20 protein-coding genes are annotated in these 15,804 nt (G+C 37.3%); 8 read left to right on the plus strand and 12 right to left on the minus strand.

All coding sequences use genetic code 11. The annotated features are described in order from the left end of the window. Positions 1-17: 17 nt before the first annotated feature. Positions 18-218: a YlaI family protein gene (locus J2S17_RS20835; protein WP_307477742.1), complete on the plus strand. Its 201-nt coding sequence runs from the start codon at positions 18-20 to the stop codon at positions 216-218. 55 nt (positions 219-273) lie between these two features. On the opposite strand, the gene cidR is transcribed toward J2S17_RS20835, so the two are convergent. After that, on the minus strand, positions 274-1,173 hold the full coding sequence (cidR, locus tag J2S17_RS20840; RefSeq protein ID WP_307477743.1) for a cidABC operon transcriptional activator CidR: 900 nt from the start codon (positions 1,171-1,173) through the stop codon (positions 274-276). 120 nt (positions 1,174-1,293) lie between these two features. Here cidR and J2S17_RS20845 point away from each other — a divergent pair, with 120 nt between their 5' ends. Continuing rightward, positions 1,294-1,698: a CidA/LrgA family protein gene (locus J2S17_RS20845; RefSeq protein WP_307477745.1), complete on the plus strand. Its 405-nt coding sequence runs from the start codon at positions 1,294-1,296 to the stop codon at positions 1,696-1,698. After that, positions 1,664-2,338: an LrgB family protein gene (locus tag J2S17_RS20850; protein ID WP_307477747.1), complete on the plus strand. Its 675-nt coding sequence runs from the start codon at positions 1,664-1,666 to the stop codon at positions 2,336-2,338. Before J2S17_RS20845 ends, J2S17_RS20850 begins: the two co-directional genes overlap by 35 nt. A gap of 238 nt (positions 2,339-2,576) precedes the next feature. On the opposite strand, the gene J2S17_RS20855 is transcribed toward J2S17_RS20850, so the two are convergent. From J2S17_RS20855 to typA, 3 genes are all read right to left on the minus strand, one after another. Continuing rightward, a complete protein-coding gene (locus J2S17_RS20855) occupies positions 2,577-2,870 on the minus strand; it encodes a hypothetical protein (RefSeq protein ID WP_307477748.1) in 294 nt (97 codons plus the stop codon). A 19-nt stretch (positions 2,871-2,889) separates the two neighbouring features. Further along, positions 2,890-3,204, minus strand: a complete 315-nt coding sequence (locus tag J2S17_RS20860; protein ID WP_307477749.1) for a YlaH-like family protein — start codon at positions 3,202-3,204, stop codon at positions 2,890-2,892. 431 nt (positions 3,205-3,635) lie between these two features. Continuing rightward, positions 3,636-5,471 carry a translational GTPase TypA gene (typA, locus tag J2S17_RS20865; protein WP_307477751.1) on the minus strand — a complete coding sequence of 612 codons (1,836 nt, stop codon included), beginning with the start codon at positions 5,469-5,471 and terminating at the stop codon, positions 3,636-3,638. Positions 5,472-5,744: 273 nt separating this feature from the next. On the opposite strand from typA, the gene J2S17_RS20870 reads away from it, so the two are divergent. Continuing rightward, complete coding sequence (locus J2S17_RS20870) at positions 5,745-5,930, plus strand: YlaF family protein (protein ID WP_307477752.1); 186 nt, start codon at positions 5,745-5,747, stop codon at positions 5,928-5,930. 186 nt (positions 5,931-6,116) lie between these two features. Here the strand turns inward: J2S17_RS20870 and J2S17_RS20875 are convergent, their stop codons facing one another. Both J2S17_RS20875 and J2S17_RS20880 read right to left on the minus strand, forming a co-directional pair. Then, complete coding sequence (locus J2S17_RS20875; RefSeq protein ID WP_307477753.1) at positions 6,117-6,917, minus strand: inositol monophosphatase family protein; 801 nt, start codon at positions 6,915-6,917, stop codon at positions 6,117-6,119. A 201-nt stretch (positions 6,918-7,118) separates the two neighbouring features. Further along, positions 7,119-7,313, minus strand: a complete 195-nt coding sequence (locus tag J2S17_RS20880; RefSeq protein ID WP_307477798.1) for a YkzI domain-containing protein — start codon at positions 7,311-7,313, stop codon at positions 7,119-7,121. Between the two features lie 259 nt (positions 7,314-7,572). On the opposite strand from J2S17_RS20880, the gene J2S17_RS20885 reads away from it, so the two are divergent. After that, positions 7,573-8,193, plus strand: coding sequence for a YktB family protein (locus J2S17_RS20885; protein WP_307477755.1), 621 nt, complete (start codon positions 7,573-7,575; stop codon positions 8,191-8,193). A 41-nt stretch (positions 8,194-8,234) separates the two neighbouring features. Here the strand turns inward: J2S17_RS20885 and J2S17_RS20890 are convergent, their stop codons facing one another. Together J2S17_RS20890 and J2S17_RS20895 are read right to left on the minus strand one after the other, a co-directional pair. Beyond that, positions 8,235-8,507: a UPF0223 family protein gene (locus J2S17_RS20890; protein ID WP_307477756.1), complete on the minus strand. Its 273-nt coding sequence runs from the start codon at positions 8,505-8,507 to the stop codon at positions 8,235-8,237. A gap of 70 nt (positions 8,508-8,577) precedes the next feature. Beyond that, positions 8,578-9,534, minus strand: coding sequence for an NAD(P)H-dependent flavin oxidoreductase (locus J2S17_RS20895; RefSeq protein ID WP_307477757.1), 957 nt, complete (start codon positions 9,532-9,534; stop codon positions 8,578-8,580). A 196-nt stretch (positions 9,535-9,730) separates the two neighbouring features. On the opposite strand from J2S17_RS20895, the gene J2S17_RS20900 reads away from it, so the two are divergent. Next, positions 9,731-11,200, plus strand: coding sequence for an aminotransferase class I/II-fold pyridoxal phosphate-dependent enzyme (locus J2S17_RS20900; protein WP_307477759.1), 1,470 nt, complete (start codon positions 9,731-9,733; stop codon positions 11,198-11,200). 59 nt (positions 11,201-11,259) lie between these two features. Here the strand turns inward: J2S17_RS20900 and J2S17_RS20905 are convergent, their stop codons facing one another. Further along, positions 11,260-11,379: a GapA-binding peptide SR1P gene (locus J2S17_RS20905; RefSeq protein WP_307477760.1), complete on the minus strand. Its 120-nt coding sequence runs from the start codon at positions 11,377-11,379 to the stop codon at positions 11,260-11,262. 186 nt (positions 11,380-11,565) lie between these two features. Next, positions 11,566-11,865, minus strand: a complete 300-nt coding sequence (locus tag J2S17_RS20910) for a DUF3055 domain-containing protein (RefSeq protein ID WP_307477762.1) — start codon at positions 11,863-11,865, stop codon at positions 11,566-11,568. A gap of 163 nt (positions 11,866-12,028) precedes the next feature. On the opposite strand from J2S17_RS20910, the gene J2S17_RS20915 reads away from it, so the two are divergent. Both J2S17_RS20915 and J2S17_RS20920 read left to right on the plus strand, forming a co-directional pair. Further along, positions 12,029-12,463, plus strand: a complete 435-nt coding sequence (locus J2S17_RS20915) for a DUF1885 family protein (protein WP_307477763.1) — start codon at positions 12,029-12,031, stop codon at positions 12,461-12,463. A gap of 103 nt (positions 12,464-12,566) precedes the next feature. After that, positions 12,567-12,917, plus strand: coding sequence for a hypothetical protein (locus J2S17_RS20920; protein ID WP_307477765.1), 351 nt, complete (start codon positions 12,567-12,569; stop codon positions 12,915-12,917). A 31-nt stretch (positions 12,918-12,948) separates the two neighbouring features. Here the strand turns inward: J2S17_RS20920 and J2S17_RS20925 are convergent, their stop codons facing one another. Together J2S17_RS20925 and lpdA are read right to left on the minus strand one after the other, a co-directional pair. Continuing rightward, entirely contained in the window at positions 12,949-13,773 is an 825-nt protein-coding gene (locus J2S17_RS20925) for a polysaccharide deacetylase family protein (RefSeq protein WP_307477767.1), read from the minus strand. A gap of 620 nt (positions 13,774-14,393) precedes the next feature. Next, complete coding sequence (gene lpdA, locus J2S17_RS20930; protein ID WP_307477769.1) at positions 14,394-15,803, minus strand: dihydrolipoyl dehydrogenase; 1,410 nt, start codon at positions 15,801-15,803, stop codon at positions 14,394-14,396. Position 15,804: the final 1 nt, after the last annotated feature.

Below are 15,804 nucleotides of genomic sequence, written 5' to 3' on the forward strand. Positions count from 1 at the left end.
TAATGAGGTGCGCTATAATGAAAGTACAATGTGTCATATGCGATAAAATTGAATCGATTGACAGTGACTCACCCGAAGCAAAAAGATTGAGAAATCGTCCGATACACACTTATATGTGCAAGGCATGCGATCTGCGAATTACAGAAAGAACCAACGAAAGAGCTGCAACAGGCAATTTCAAACTATTCCGCAGTAAAGTAAAAGAAGAAGAATGGTAAAAATCCTGAAGGGGTCATCTGACTGTGACCCTTTCAGGATTTTTTCAGTTATGGTTCATTTGTTCCTCTCTTCTTTGTTCATAAATGATTGAGTGAAGGTAATCCATTCTTTTGCTGCAAATGATAAATAACGATTTTTCCTCCATATAATCCCCAGCTCCCAAGGAATGGATGGTTGAATTAGGTTCATGACTTTAATGCTTGGGTGCATGATTTGTTTACAAATGCTCTCAGGCAATAACGCTATCCCTAAGTTAGCTGAAACCATCCCGCTAATAAAGTCCCATTGCGAACTCTCATAAACAACATTCGGTTGAAATCCAGCCTTTACACATTCCATGACAATTCTATCATGTAACGTGAATCCCTTTTGAAATAGAATAAATGATTCACCAGCAAGCTTTGACAGCCCCACAGAATCCTTTTGGCTTAACGGATTACTAACATGTATTAAAAGCTGCAAGTGTTCTGAAGCAAAGGGATAGACATGGAATAAATCATGATTAGTAGGCAACACAACCACACCTAAGTCCAAGAGCCCATTCGCTATATCATGTTCTACTATTTTTGCTCCATCTTCAACTAATTGAATTTTGATTCTCGGATATTTCATATAAAAGTCACGAATCACCTGTGGAAAAAAGCTCGCGCCTACCATCGGCGGTAATCCAATTTTTATCATCCCGGTTTTTAAGTCACTCAAATCATTAATCTCCGAAGTTAAATGATCAAAAGAATGGATAATGTTTTGCGCTTGCGCCAGTATCACTTCCCCTACATCAGTTAATTTCGCTACTTTTCCGGTGCGTTCAAATAATACTACACCTAATTCTTCTTCAATGTTTTTCACCATTTTACTGATGGTCGGCTGAGTAACATATAGCTTTTGTGCTGCCTTAGTAAAGCTTCCCTCAATCGCAACAGCGACAAAGTATTTTAAATGCTGCACATCCATCTTCCACACCCACTTTATTACTTTTTGGCATAATACCTATAACTAATATTCATTTTACCTATAGGAAAATTGAATGTACAATTATCTTTAAAATTAGATTTTAAGTAGAAGGTGAAATAGTTGAAGAGAATAGGAGTAGGAGTCCTACAAGTTGCTTGTCTTTGCATTTTCACTTATGCAATAAATGGTATAACCTCATGGTTAAACTGGAGTATTCCTGGGAGTATTTTAGGCTTGGTTATTTTATTTTTATTATTAAAATTCAAAATCATTTCTTTAAAATGGATTGAAACTGGGGGCAATTGGCTTGTTGCTGAGCTATTGCTATTTTTCATTCCTGCAGCTGTAGGTATTTTACAATATAAACAACTAATCATTGGCAATGGGTTAAAAATATTGGCCGTCCTGATCATTAGCTCAAGCATCGTTATGGTTTGCACCGGATTAGTTGCTGAAAAATTGACATCTAGAAAGGAGAAAATAGAAACACATGCTCATGATACTGTGCTTAAGTCTCACAATTAGCATCTATTTTGCTGCTAAATGGGTTTACAAAAAACGAGGAAAAGTATATTATTCTCCTCTCGTACTAGCTCCTATAGTGCTTATTTTAGTTCTTATTATATTCAATATTCCCTATAGCACCTATGAAGAAGGCTCGAAATGGATTACAGCATTACTGCAGCCGGCCACGGTCGCTTTAGCCATCCCTCTCTATAAATACTATCCTAGTTTAAAAAAGTTCTTTAAGGAAATTGGATTTTGTGTGCTCATTGGATCGATTCTTGCGATTCTCATCTCGTCATTTTTAAGCAAATTATTAAAACTGGATCATTCCCTTTCTGCGAGCATTATTCCCTATTCAATCACCACACCGATTGCGATGAATATTGCTTCAATCATCGGCGGTGTGCCAACAATTACAGCCGTCTTCGTCATTCTTACAGGAATCATCGGAATGGTACTTGGTCCGGTTATCATCATCCAGTTTCATTTAAAGAGCGATATTGCAAAAGGGGTATTATTAGGCATAAGTGCTCATGGAGCTGGCACAGCTAAAGCATTAGAATTTAGCACAGGTGCAGGAGCCATCGCAAGCATCTGCATGATCCTGGCCGCAATGATCTCGTTTATTATTTCGCCATTGATACCATTCTTTATATAAGTATTCAAAGAAAATGGGGGGTTGTTTGATGAAAATGCGAGGCTATTTGTGAATCGATTTCTTTGAAGAATTATTTAATACACTCATCTCATTCCCGAGGGGTTCTTTCCATCCAATTCTTGAGATGCCTGGAATCAAGCAATTGGATTGGACTGCAGCATCCCCCGTTAATATTGGCTATCACAACAAGAAAAAGCCCTCTCTCACCCGAGAAGGCTTTTCTATTAGCTGTTTTCATTTATTCATCCACAGGATAGTTGATATACTTTTCTGGTTCAGCTTGCATTTGCTTAAGCATTACTTCTATAAGCTCCCTAGGAAAGCGAGTAGATCTCGAAGCGTTCTGATAATTGTAATGCAGATAGTACATTTCATCATCTTTTTCAATTTGAAGATCTGTTAAGCCATGCTCGTCCATTAGAATTGAATGGAACATTTCTTCGGTTTCTAATGCGGATTGATCCTCTTTACGAGCATCACTCACAATTTTAATTGTCAGCCAATTATATAACGCATCCTGCAATGACTTCATTTAAGAAAGCATCTCCGTTTCATTCCGCACTAGCGCGCTGATGCTTTTTTTCTTGATGAAGGCGGATTTTATAAATAATTAGAATCACAGCCGCAACGACAAGACCTTCGGCAATTGGCAAGAAAACTCCAAGGAATGTGAGGAGCGTACAACCTAAAATTAGAAAAGTGTAAATAACTACAGCTTTTAAAATCGGAAGCTTTTTTGCAAAACCTAGTTTAAATACAACAATTGTCAATAACACAATTGTTATATAAAGGAGCCACATTCCTATCTCAGGATTTTCGTGAACCTTGAATAAAGCGGCGAAAAAGGAAAGACGATCTTCCACCATTTTAGTTCATTCCTCCTTTAGTTTGTCTAGCTATCATGGCTAAGAGCTCGAAGCCATAACCTCATGGAAATGAAAAACAAGTAAAAATTAAGCCATTCATTATGTAGCAGCGCAAGTAATGCCACACAATGTAACACTACTTACGTGCGCAACTGTTGATATGCCTTACATTTCTTCGATTGCTAGCTGCGGTGTCTAGGAGCTCGAGTCTTAATCCATAACAATCCCAAAAAAGGAAAACCACTTCTTTTCGCTTGTCATGTCTTAAGCTTGTCTCTCCTACGAAACCCAACTCGCTATTCTTTTTGTCCAGCTTCATGACCTGGTCCCTCGAGGTCTTAAAGCCACACTGGAATTGAATGAAAGTACATCTTCGTTTCCAATGCGCCTTAAGCATATCAGGGCTGATCGAGACGCTTCCGCTTTTCTTTTTAAAGATTAGTTTGTTTCATTTTTTTAGCGCTTTTTTCACGTTCGTTTTTGTCAAGGATTTTTTTACGAAGACGGATGGATTCTGGAGTGATCTCACATAATTCATCATCGTTTAAATATTCAAGTGCCTCTTCTAAAGTCATGATTCTTGGTTTTTTAATCGTAGTTGTTTGATCTTTTGTTGCTGAACGTACATTTGTTGCATGTTTTACCTTTGTAATATTAACTGCAAGGTCATTTTCACGTGTATGTTCTCCAACAATCATACCTTCGTAAATTTCAATTCCCGGCTCAACAAAAATCGTTCCGCGATCTTCTACTTGCATGATACCATAAGTTGAACCTTTTCCGCCTTCCATAGAAACAAGAACTCCTTGACGTCTTCCGCCAACTTGACCTTGCATCATTGGTTTATAGCTATCAAAAGTATGGTTAATAATACCATACCCGCGAGTTAAAGTAAGGAATTCAGTTGTATATCCAATGAGACCACGAGCAGGTACATTGAATAATAAACGCACTTGACCGTTACCGTTATTAACCATGTCAAGCATTTCGCCTTTACGAGCACCAATTGATTCCATAATTGAACCTGTATGTTCTTCAGGCACATCGATTTGAACACGTTCTACTGGTTCTGAACGTACACCATCAATCACTCGAATGATAACTTCAGGTTTTGATACTTGAAGCTCATAGCCCTCACGTCTCATGTTTTCAATTAAGATAGAAAGATGCAGTTCACCGCGACCGGATACTACCCAAGCATCTGGGGAATCTGTGTTTTCTACACGAAGACTTACGTCTGTTTGTAACTGAGCACGTAATCTTTCTTCAATTTTTCTTGAAGTAATAAACTTACCCTCTTTACCAGCAAATGGACTATTATTTACTTGGAAAGTCATTTGTAGTGTAGGCTCGTCAATTCTTAGTACAGGAAGTGCATCTTGGTGTTCAACAGGACAAACTGTTTCACCTACGTTAATGTCTTCCATTCCAGATACAGCAATTAAATCGCCTGCATGCGCTTCTTGAATTTCCAAACGCTTCAAGCCAAAGAAACCGAACATTTTCGTTACACGGAATTGTTTCACTGATCCATCAAGCTTCATCAATGCTACTTGTTGCCCAACCTTCATCGTTCCACGGAAAACACGGCCAATTCCAATTCTTCCTACGTAGTCATTGTAATCAAGCAGTGCCACTTGGAATTGAAGAGGCTCTTCACGGTTATCAATTGGTGTTGGAATATTTTCTACAACCGTTTCATAAAGAGACTGCATGTTTTCATCTTGCTTAGCAGGATCTGTGCTTGCAGTACCATTAATCGCTGATGCGTAAATCACAGGGAAGTCTAATTGATCTTCAGACGCATCAAGTTCAATAAATAAGTCGATTACTTCATCAATAACTTCTTCAGGTCTTGCAAAGTCACGGTCGATTTTATTTACAACTACGATTGGAGTTAAATTTTGTTCCAATGCTTTTTTCAATACAAAGCGAGTTTGAGGCATACAGCCTTCATATGCATCAACAACTAAAAGAACACCATCAACCATTTTCATGATTCGTTCAACTTCACCACCGAAGTCCGCATGCCCTGGAGTATCAAGAATATTGATTCTTGTATCTTTATATTGAATAGCAGTATTTTTTGCTAAGATTGTAATTCCGCGCTCTCTTTCAATGTCATTAGAATCCATTGCTCTTTCTTCTACATGCTCATTAATACGGAATGTTCCTGACTGCTTTAACAATTGATCCACCAACGTTGTTTTACCATGGTCAACGTGGGCAATAATTGCTATATTACGAATATCATCTCTATGTTTCAAAAAAATTTCCTCCTAGCTGATTTATAAGTGAATCCGCTCATCATAGTGTTATGATGTTCAGATGTACAATCAGATTATTTTACCTTAATTTTTTATAGCTTGTTTTTTAATCTCATATTTATTATAACTGAAACATTATACCATAATTATTATAGAAAACTAAAAGCTTTTTGTGTAAAATATTATTTATAGACAAAATAACTTGTCTTCATACATGAAAAAATGCAACTTTTATTCACTAAATGATTAATCATTAGGAGGTAAATTCCTACAATGAAAAATATTAAATGGCCTTTTTTAGGATTTGCAATCGCTGCTACAGTATGTATCGGAAGCATAGGGATTGCAATCGGTGAACGAAGCATCTTAGGAATTTTTATCTGCATCATCGCCATCTTTATCGTCATGGGCCTCGGCTTCAAAACAAAAAAGAAAATGCGAGAAGATGGAAAGTTATAAAGGAATGCGGAGGCGACTGCTTAGCCCCGACAAGCCTCGACGGGGAAAAATTAAGCTCGCCTTATAGCTTTAATTCCAGTTGAACTAATGATCTACGTGCAGATACGTATCCAAACATGAACAAAGCAAACTCAAAAAAGCTGAAGTCAATGATGACTCAGCTTTTTTAATTCATTTTTACTCGTTCTACCAATTTCCGCCTTTTAAATATGTTTGTAAGATTTCTTCATGAACTCCAGGCTTTCCTACAAAGACGGAGGTTTGACTTTCGATGCTTATGGATTCCCCTTTTAGTGTTGAGGTGACACCTCCAAGTTCTTCAATAAGGATGATCCCGGCTCCATAGTCCCATGGGGCCAATCTCAGGCTAATGTATGCATCAAGTCTTCCTGACGCTACATAAGCCATTTCAATCGCAGCTGAACCGTAAGATCTTGTTCCTCTTGCCGCTTTAATTAAAGGCGCCAATAAGGATGGATCGATTCGTTTATTTTCTGTTACCCAAGTAGCATTGATTCCGATAATCGCCTCTGAAACTTGACCAGGTGCTAAATCTGGCAGTTTATCGTTGTTCAAATAAGCCCCTTCACCTTTCATTGCATGATATAACTCATCATGAACAACATCATAGATCAATCCTATTTTCCCAACCCCATCTTCATAAATACCAATTGAAATTGCAAAGTTTCTCTTTTGATGGATGAAATTCATTGTTCCATCAATAGGATCAATAATCCATACAATCCCCTTTAAATCTTTCAGCGTATCTCCATATCCCTCTTCTCCAAGAATCCGATGATCAGGATATTTCTCATGTATTTTTTTTATAAAAAATTGTTCAGTTCCTTTATCAATATCAGTTACTAAGTCATTTGCGTTGGATTTTGTTTGTATGGTCAGTGAACCACTGAAGGATTTCTTGATTAGGTCCCCAGCTTGTTTTATCCATTTCTTTGCATATGTATCCATTTCCGTCCAGTTTGTCATGCAGAGCCCTCCACTTCATTCTCAGCGGTATAAATTACCATTAGCTTAACTAAAAATCAAAAAATCTTCAAGCTTTCATACTTACAATATAACCAAAAGAAAATAAAAAACGAACTCAGCATAATGAAAACTGAGTTCGTTTCTCCATTTTTTTACATTCAGAGAGCTCGATTTTTAAAAAAAACATTGCTGATGATGCGGTTATAGTGCTTTTAATTTGAGAAGTTCCTGTCTGATTCTTTCTAACTTTTGCTTTGTAGTTTTAACTGCATCTTCATTATTAATAGTCATCGCTTCAAACAATGTTGCCAATTCGTAGTCCATTTCCAATCTTAAAACAGCAGTTCTTTCTTTTTCTAAGCCAGCCTTCTTCAAAGAATTCATAAGTTGTTTCATAGACAGTACACCCCTTTTCTCAAAATGTATTAATTTTCTGACTATTTTAATTATAGTATGAGGAAGCAATCCTTGATGCAACAAATTTGTACGTTTACCCATAAAGAATGGTGTTTTGCCTCAATTAGCCATATAAGCCTTATTCAAGTATTAACAATTTTTTATGCCATAGGTCTTTAACAGCTTATTTCGGCTAATAAGGTGATTGATACTGCGACATTATGCTACAATAACCTACATAGATAGAGGAGGTTTTATCATGTCTTTTACTGGATTTAACAATGAAGATTTTAATGTATTTACCATAGAAGGTCTAGATGAAAGAATGGATACTTTAAAAACAACGATCAGACCCAAATTAGAAGAGCTTGGCGGGATGTTTGCACCCTTTCTTTCTGTAGAAACCGGTGACGAAATGCATCCACATGTTGCAAAACATGCTCGTCGTACTAAAAATCCCCCTAGTGATACTTGGGTCGCTTTTGCTAGTAATTCCAGAGGGTATAAAATGCTGCCACACTTCCAAATAGGGCTATGGGAAACACATTTATTCATTTGGTTTGCAGTGATTTATGAAGCACCGAATAAGGTTGAACTAGGTGGAAGATTAGAAGCGGACATTGACCGTATATACAATGATACGCCAAAAGATTATATGTGGTCTCTGGATCACACAAAACCAGCATCTACTCCACATGGTGATTTATCTAAAAAAGACTTGCAAAACATGTTTAGCCGTTTGCAAAATGTTAAAAAGGCTGAAATTCTTTGTGGTATCAACATCCCGAGGGATGAAGCCGTTCACATGGCTGCTGACGAATTTATCGCTCAAACAGAAGCTGTATTTAAAAAATTATTACCCCTTTATAAACTTGCTTAAACATAAAAAAGGGCCTCCTGGTTGGTTCAGGGGCCCACTCTTTATTTCATTTTGATTAGCTGCCCAGGTTCAGCATCTTTCACGGTCTTAATGGTTTTATACGGCGAATAACCGCTAAGCTCCTCAAACTCTTTGCAAATATTTCTTTCCTGCGATTTACCGGGAACAATTTCTTTAAAGCGTCTATAGGACACCATGAATTGCTCACGTTCTATTCCTTTTTCATATGCCTTCTCGACTGTTTGAAAAAAGTCAATCGCATCAATAATCTCATCTGTCGACCAATCCTGATCTAAAGGGTATTGGTATTCCATTCTGCTTATCACCTCAAAAAGTCTTACTTGCTGATTCTACTTCAGAAAAAAGGAGACTGCAATACCTTTATTATGACCATCTTCTGCGGATTTCTTCAGCTTCATTGATCATTCTTTTCATGAGTTCATCCACTGAAGGTATATCCTTTATCAGCCCCATTACTTGGCCTGCCCACCCAAAGCCCTCATCGTCTTTGCCATCGTATATGTACTTTTTATTTGCTTCACCACTAATAAAATCTTTTAAGCGCACGTACCCGCCATTATCTTTCTCAATTTCGAGAATTTGATTGGTCCAAGTATTTGCAATGACCCTTGCTGGTGCCCCAATGGATCTTTTTATTATGGCTGTATCGGTTTCCGATCCTTCCACCAACCTATTTTTATAGACATCACTCGCATGGACACATTCTTTAGTAGCTATAAACCTTGTTCCCATTTCAATGCCTTCCGCACCCAGGCTGAGAGCTGCCATCAGGCCCCTGCTGTCCCCAATTCCTCCAGAAGCCACTACTGGTATGGAAACGGCATCTACCACTTGCGGGATTAATACAAGTGTTCCAACATCATCTCTGCCGAGGTGGCCTCCACCTTCTTGTCCTACAACCATAACAGCGTCTGCTCCAAGTTTTTCAGCTTTTATCGCTTGCCTTTTCGCAGCAACGAGCACAAGTTTCTTCATTTCAACGCCTTCAAGTTGTTTAAAAAAGGGTTCTGGGTTTCCTCCGGTCATGGTAACCACTGGAACTTTCTCTTCAATCGCCACATCCAAGAAATCTGAAAAAGGACGACCATGCTGGCCAATGGCAAAGTTCACTCCAAATGGTTTATCAGTAAGCGTTTTCACTTTGCGGATTTCTTCACGTAGTTCTTCAGGCTGATTTAACGACATCGCAGTTATTTGACCGAGGCCACCTGCATTCGAAACGGCCGCAGCTAATTCCGAGTATGCTAAATGTGCTAAACCGCCTTGAATAATTGGATACTCAATATTAAGTAACTCAGTAATTTTAGTTTTCCATTCCATTCATATCTGCCTCCATTCCATACACTATACTTTCTTCGATATCCATCTTCTATTTTCCTGTTTAAATTATGAACACTTTATGTTTTTTTTATTTATTTCTTGCATAAACTGCAAACTTTCTATGCATAAGCGATGAATAATGCTATAATTCATATGTTTCTTTGAAAATTAGAATTTAAAGAGGTGTGGAAATACATTGTCTCAGTCTGCAACACCATTATTCAGCGGTTTACTCGCACACGCTAAACAAAACCCAGTACAATTCCATATTCCCGGACACAAACAAGGAAAAGGTATTGACCCTGAGTTTAGGGACTTTATTGGAGATAACGCATTATCCATTGATTTAATTAATATAGGTCCACTCGATGATCTTCACCAGCCAAAGGGAATGATTAAAGAAGCCCAAGATTTAGCTGCCGAAGCTTTTGGTGCAGATCATACATTCTTTTCTGTACAAGGTACAAGCGGAGCAATTATGGCGATGGTCATGGCTGTTTGCGGACCTGGTGAAAAAATTATCGTTCCAAGAAATGTTCATAAATCTGTCATGTCAGCCATCATTTTTTCAGGTGCAACACCCATCTTTATTCACCCTGTAGTCGATAAGGAACTTGGGATCTCACATGGTATGAGCACTGACGCTGTTTCTAAAGCACTTGAGCAGCATCCTGATGCAAAGGGATTGCTTGTTATTAATCCAACTTATTTCGGCATCTCTGCTGATTTAAAACAGATTGTAGAAATTGCACATTCCTATAATGTGCCTGTGTTAGTTGATGAAGCCCATGGGGTTCATATTCATTTTCATGACACCCTACCAATGTCAGCCATGCAGGCAGGAGCAGACTTAGCTGCAACGAGCGTGCATAAACTTGGCGGGTCTATGACTCAAAGCTCCATTTTAAACTTAAAAGGAAGTCTTGTTTCTCAAAAAAGAGTTCAATCCATTCTCAGCATGCTGACAACGACATCGACATCCTATATACTGCTTGCTTCACTTGATGTTGCACGAAAACGATTAGCTACTGAAGGTAAAGTGCTTTTGGATGAAACAATTGATTTGGCGAATAGTATCAGAAACCAATTGAATGAAATCGAACACATATACTGCGTCGGCGAAGAAGTATTAGGAACGAGGGCAACCTTTGATTATGATCCCACGAAACTAATTATTTCTGTTAAGGATCTAGGAATTACCGGCTTTGAAGTAGAAGTTTGGTTAAGGGATCATTATCAAATTGAAGTAGAAATGTCCGATTTATATAATATTTTGTGTATCATTACACCTGGTGACTCAAAAAAAGAGGCTGATATCCTTGTTGATGCATTAAAACAACTTTCAGCTGAACGTCACGGAAAAGCAGCAAAGGTGGAGGCTCAAGTCCTATTGCCTAACATTCCAGTTCTTGCTCTTTCACCTCGTGATGCATTTTATGCTGATACAGAACTTATACCATTTGCAGAATCCGAAGGTCGGATCATTGCTGAATTTATTATGGTATATCCTCCTGGTATTCCAATTTTTATTCCTGGAGAAATTATTACGAAGGAAAATTTACAATATATCAAAACGAATATGGACGCAGGCCTTCCCGTACAAGGTCCTGAAGACTACGATTTTAAATACCTGCGGGTCATCAAAGAGCATAGAGCCATTAAGTAGCAAAAGCAAAGCCTTCCGAATTCGGAAGGCTTTGTTTATATTACCATTCTGCTATATTATCATTCTTCTTTTTTTAGTTGTTCACATGCGCATCCACATTTAGCATAAAGGACGGAGACTTTTTCATCTTCAAAATAGTCAATTGTTGAATTACAAGTTTGGCATACAATCGTTCCCATTTTTCAATCTCCTTTATTTTTTTAATTTTTTGTAAGCGATAACATCTATTTAAATAATAATATAACATTTATCATTCTTCAAGCCCATTTGTATAACATTTTATATTTAATTTCGTCATTATTAACAAAAAAAGCGAATTAGTATGTCATATATAATAAAAAATAGACCTTATCGGCCTGCAAAAATTACTCATACTCTGTTTCAAAATGTGATTGAGGGATGGTCTCTTTAAAAAACTCAATCAATTCTGCGGTTTGTTCATTATTATCCATTTTAAAAACCTTCTGTAAATATTCGGTGTCATCGAGATCCTTAGGGTCGAGGAGTGTAGAGCGGCCGGTTTGCATACATACAACGAGGGGTTTTGCAAAGAAGAGACTTGTATAGATAATACCAAAATCATACCGTGTTAAATCCGTCGTAAAACCTACAAAACGAACATTGACATTTTCATGCTCATCATAGAGCTTTTGGAAAAACTCCATATCGCTCCTCCTTTTTATTTTAATATTTTGAATATTATTATAATTTATTCTGCACTTTTTTTCAAGCTTTTTATTTTTTTTTAAGAGTTATCATTGTCAGCGCAATTTATCTAATGCTAGAATAAATGGAGGATTCCTATATATCAAAATGGAGGGATAGGTTTTGACAGCTACTGCTTACATTAAACTTGTGCCATCATCAGAAACCGAACATATTACAATTGAAATGATTAAAGATTATTTTCAGTATTTTAAAGAAATTACTTCAAAGACTGGCACCCAACTAAACTGGTCTTATAATGAGGCTGCATTTCCCTACAGTATTAAAGAACACCCTGCATCTGAAAACAAATGGTTCTATCTTCAATCTGATACAGAACAGTATAATCTTATTATGCTTGGAATCGACAAAGAAATCGTTCATGAAGACAATGGAACCGAAAGAATTCAAATGTATATTCAGGTAACATTACCGGAAACATCTACTTTCGGTGATAAAGGGAAAGCTAACGAATTTTGTAGATTTCTCGCAAAGAAATTAAAAGGTGAATTGCATTTATTTAATGGGCGTATTATGTATTTTTATCCCAGAAAATAAATGAGTACAATAAAGGGCAAACAAATGTACACTTTTTAGTTCACTCTCGTATCTCAGTTACTAAACCATTATTATCAGATTTTCAACTAAGAGGTGTCAATAAATGAAAAACCGTGTCATTATCATTAGTTTGATTGCGCTTGCTTTTACGGTCGTTTCCCCGTTTATCTTTAATGCTTATATTGAAGATAAACCTGAGGAATTGGAACAATCACTTGTATTTGGCGGACCATTCCCATTTGCAGAACAATCGTTAAAGGTACCGGAAAGTCCATTTTCTTATCCAGCAATCATTGAATTTGAATCTCCGCTAGATGAAAGCACTACAATTAAATGGATCCCTATGCTCTTAACGTTTACATGTTTCTTCCTATTATTTTTCTCATTTTATTCCATCGTTGCGAGATTTATTACTGGAAAGCCTAAAAAGACGGAAGAAGAGAAGCCAGAATAAGGCTCCCCTTCTTTTTTGTTTACCTTATTTATTATGGAGTCTTAATTAATGCAGGATCAGCGATCTCATATCCTTTTTCTATTAGCCCATTCACAATTGTCTCGAGCGCTTCATTCGTCCATGTTCGATCATGCATGAGCAAAATAGAGCCATTGCTTAAGAAAGGCGATTCAATCATGATATTAGCAAGCGCATCTTTTGTTTGATATTCTTTTTCCCAATCATATCCATAGGTCCAATTCATCGCTGTCATCCCGGCATCCTTTACAATTTGAAGACTCTCATCCGTATTGGCACCAAAAGGCGCTCTAAAAAATTTTGGCCTTTCACCAATTATCTCCTCTATACGGTCATTCAGACGATTGATCTCTTCCTTTTGCTCTTCCACAGAAATTTCCTTTAAATTTTCATGGTGATAGGTATGATTTCCAATTGCAAAACCCATCTCATGTATTTTCTTTAAAGCATCTTCTCCTTTTTTTGAATCTAAAAAGTGACCATTTACAAAGAAAATTGCTTTAACTGCAAGATTATTTAAAGTCTGGGCCATCTCTATTGCATGTTGATCTGGAGCATCATCAATCGTTAATAATACGATTTTTTCATTCGCCTCACCGAGAGGCTCCAGTTTCCATGTTGCCTCATTAACCTCGTATTGAGGCTCAACTCTTTCATTGATAACATCTTCCATCTCTTTTTTCTCGGCATCTGATGAATCATCCTCTACTTCCTCAGGCTTTTCCTCCTTTGGGGTAGATATTACAGGAGAAGCATCCGTCTTCTCCTTTGTTGACGTACTATTACATCCCAAAAGCAAGAATACTGATAGTAGTATGATTCCATAGGATTTAATCATTTCGCACTTCCCTTTTAAGAGTTCAATAATAAGAATGAAAAAATAAGCATCGTGGAAAGTGAAGGAATGAACAGCATGATTTTAATTCACTTCAAGTTATGATCCATTCATTCTGCGATAATCCTCACTAGTTCGTCAGAATAGCCATAACCAGATGAATTGAGCCGTATAAGCTAAGGCTCATACATGTTGCTAAAAGTGTTTTTCGCTTTGATTTCATCAAATAATTTCCAATATTTATTGCCATATAAAAAAAGATAAGAAACATAATTACCTTATAAATGAGCTGATCATATTTGGAAAGCCATTCAATCAATGTGTAACAGCTCCATATTATGAGCTGAATGAGCATCACTGTATACAGCTTCATCTTTCCACCGCCTATTATATACTTACCTATTCCCAAATCCTTAGATTTAAAAACCAATCTGGTACTTGTAATATATGTAGTAAGCAGCTATCTTATTTTTATTTTAACATAGGTTTAGGCCAACTTATTTCAAGCCGTATACTATTCTCCACAATTCATTGCTTTCCTTCATATAGTAACTTCAAACTTTAGATTAAATGCAAGTAAAAAGACCTCTCTTTAATTAAAAGAGAGGTCCTTATAAACTATTTTATTTTACAATATGAATAGGTGTTCCTAATGCAACCTCAGCTGCTTCCATCGTAATTTCACCTAATGTAGGATGAGCATGAATTGTCATAGCTAAATCTTCTGCAGTCATTCCTGCTTCAATCGCTAATCCTAATTCAGCAATCATGTCGGATGCATTGGTCCCAGCAATTTGAGCGCCAATTACAAGGCCGTCTTCTTTACGTGTAATCAGCTTAACATAACCATCAGTGCTATCTAAAGCAAGTGCACGACCATTCGCTGCGAATGGGAACTTAGCAGCCGTATACTCCAGGCCTTCTTCTTTTGCCTGAGCTTCACTATAGCCAACTGTTGCAAGTTCTGGATTAGAAAATACAACAGCAGGAATACCTAAGTAGTCAATCTCTGAAGAATGCCCTGAGATTACCTCTGCAGCAATCTTACCTTCGTATGATGCTTTATGTGCAAGTTGAGGTCCTGAAACGATATCACCAATAGCGAATATATTGCTTACGCTTGTACGGCATTGTTTATCAATTTCAATCACACCTCTGTCAGACATCTTAATACCCACTTGTTCAAGTCCTAGCTCATCCGTGTTTGGACGACGGCCAACCATTACAAATACATAATCTGCATCAAGTGATTTTTCCTCACCTTTTGCTTCATACGTTACTTTCACACCTTTGTCAGTCTCTTCCACACCTTTAGCTTTTGCTTTTGTGATGATCTCTGCGCCTTTTTTCTTTAGGTTCTTTTTAACAAGTGTCGTCATTTGTTTTTCGAAGCCAACAAGAATATCATCCGCTCCTTCTAAAATCGTCACTTGTGTACCAAAGCTTGCATAAGCTCCGCCTAATTCAATTCCAATTACACCGCCGCCGATAACAGCGATTTTCTCTGGAATTTCTTCTAATTCTAATGCACCTGTCGAATTAAGAACGCGCTTAGAATATTTAAATGCAGGAAGTTCAATCGGTCTTGAACCAGTTGCAATGATTGCATTTTTAAATGTATAAGTTTGAGCTGAGTTTTCATCCATTACGCGCAATGTGTTTCCATCAACGAAATAAGCTTCACCTTTTACAACTTCCACTTTATTTCCTTTTAATAAACCTTGCACACCACCGACTAGTTTTTTTACAACGCCAGCTTTAAATTCTTGGACTTTTGAAAAATCAACTGTAACATTTTCCGCTTTAATTCCAATATTCTCGGAATCTTTCGCAGTTTCGTAACGATGTCCAGCTGAAATGATTGCTTTTGAAGGAATACATCCTACATTTAGACAAACTCCGCCTATTTCTGCTTTTTCTACAATTGTAACTTTCTGTCCTAACTGAGCTGCACGAATTGCTGCAACGTATCCTCCAGGACCTGAACCAATAACTATCGTATCTGTTTCAATAGGGAAATCTCCAACTACCATT

The sequence above is a fragment of the Cytobacillus purgationiresistens genome (assembly GCF_030813235.1).
Lineage (GTDB): Bacteria > Bacillota > Bacilli > Bacillales > Cytobacillaceae > Cytobacillus > Cytobacillus purgationiresistens.

What these genes read in the sequence shown, in the direction of transcription:
- J2S17_RS20870 (WP_307477752.1), top strand. Translation starts at nt 5,745, where the DNA reads ATGAAAAATATTAAATGGCCTTTTTTAGGATTTGCAATCGCTGCTACA.
- J2S17_RS20905 (WP_307477760.1), bottom strand. Translation starts at nt 11,379, where the DNA reads ATGGGAACGATTGTATGCCAAACTTGTAATTCAACAATTGACTATTTT.
- J2S17_RS20885 (WP_307477755.1), top strand. Translation starts at nt 7,573, where the DNA reads ATGTCTTTTACTGGATTTAACAATGAAGATTTTAATGTATTTACCATA.
- J2S17_RS20880 (WP_307477798.1), bottom strand. Translation starts at nt 7,313, where the DNA reads ATGAAACAACTTATGAATTCTTTGAAGAAGGCTGGCTTAGAAAAAGAA.
- cidR (WP_307477743.1), bottom strand. Translation starts at nt 1,173, where the DNA reads ATGGATGTGCAGCATTTAAAATACTTTGTCGCTGTTGCGATTGAGGGA.
- lpdA (WP_307477769.1), bottom strand. Translation starts at nt 15,803, where the DNA reads ATGGTAGTTGGAGATTTCCCTATTGAAACAGATACGATAGTTATTGGT.
- J2S17_RS20835 (WP_307477742.1), top strand. Translation starts at nt 18, where the DNA reads ATGAAAGTACAATGTGTCATATGCGATAAAATTGAATCGATTGACAGT.
- J2S17_RS20925 (WP_307477767.1), bottom strand. Translation starts at nt 13,773, where the DNA reads ATGATTAAATCCTATGGAATCATACTACTATCAGTATTCTTGCTTTTG.
- J2S17_RS20855 (WP_307477748.1), bottom strand. Translation starts at nt 2,870, where the DNA reads ATGAAGTCATTGCAGGATGCGTTATATAATTGGCTGACAATTAAAATT.
- J2S17_RS20920 (WP_307477765.1), top strand. Translation starts at nt 12,567, where the DNA reads ATGAAAAACCGTGTCATTATCATTAGTTTGATTGCGCTTGCTTTTACG.
- J2S17_RS20895 (WP_307477757.1), bottom strand. Translation starts at nt 9,534, where the DNA reads ATGGAATGGAAAACTAAAATTACTGAGTTACTTAATATTGAGTATCCA.
- J2S17_RS20875 (WP_307477753.1), bottom strand. Translation starts at nt 6,917, where the DNA reads ATGACAAACTGGACGGAAATGGATACATATGCAAAGAAATGGATAAAA.
- J2S17_RS20850 (WP_307477747.1), top strand. Translation starts at nt 1,664, where the DNA reads ATGCTCATGATACTGTGCTTAAGTCTCACAATTAGCATCTATTTTGCT.
- J2S17_RS20890 (WP_307477756.1), bottom strand. Translation starts at nt 8,507, where the DNA reads ATGGAATACCAATACCCTTTAGATCAGGATTGGTCGACAGATGAGATT.
- J2S17_RS20910 (WP_307477762.1), bottom strand. Translation starts at nt 11,865, where the DNA reads ATGGAGTTTTTCCAAAAGCTCTATGATGAGCATGAAAATGTCAATGTT.
- J2S17_RS20860 (WP_307477749.1), bottom strand. Translation starts at nt 3,204, where the DNA reads ATGGTGGAAGATCGTCTTTCCTTTTTCGCCGCTTTATTCAAGGTTCAC.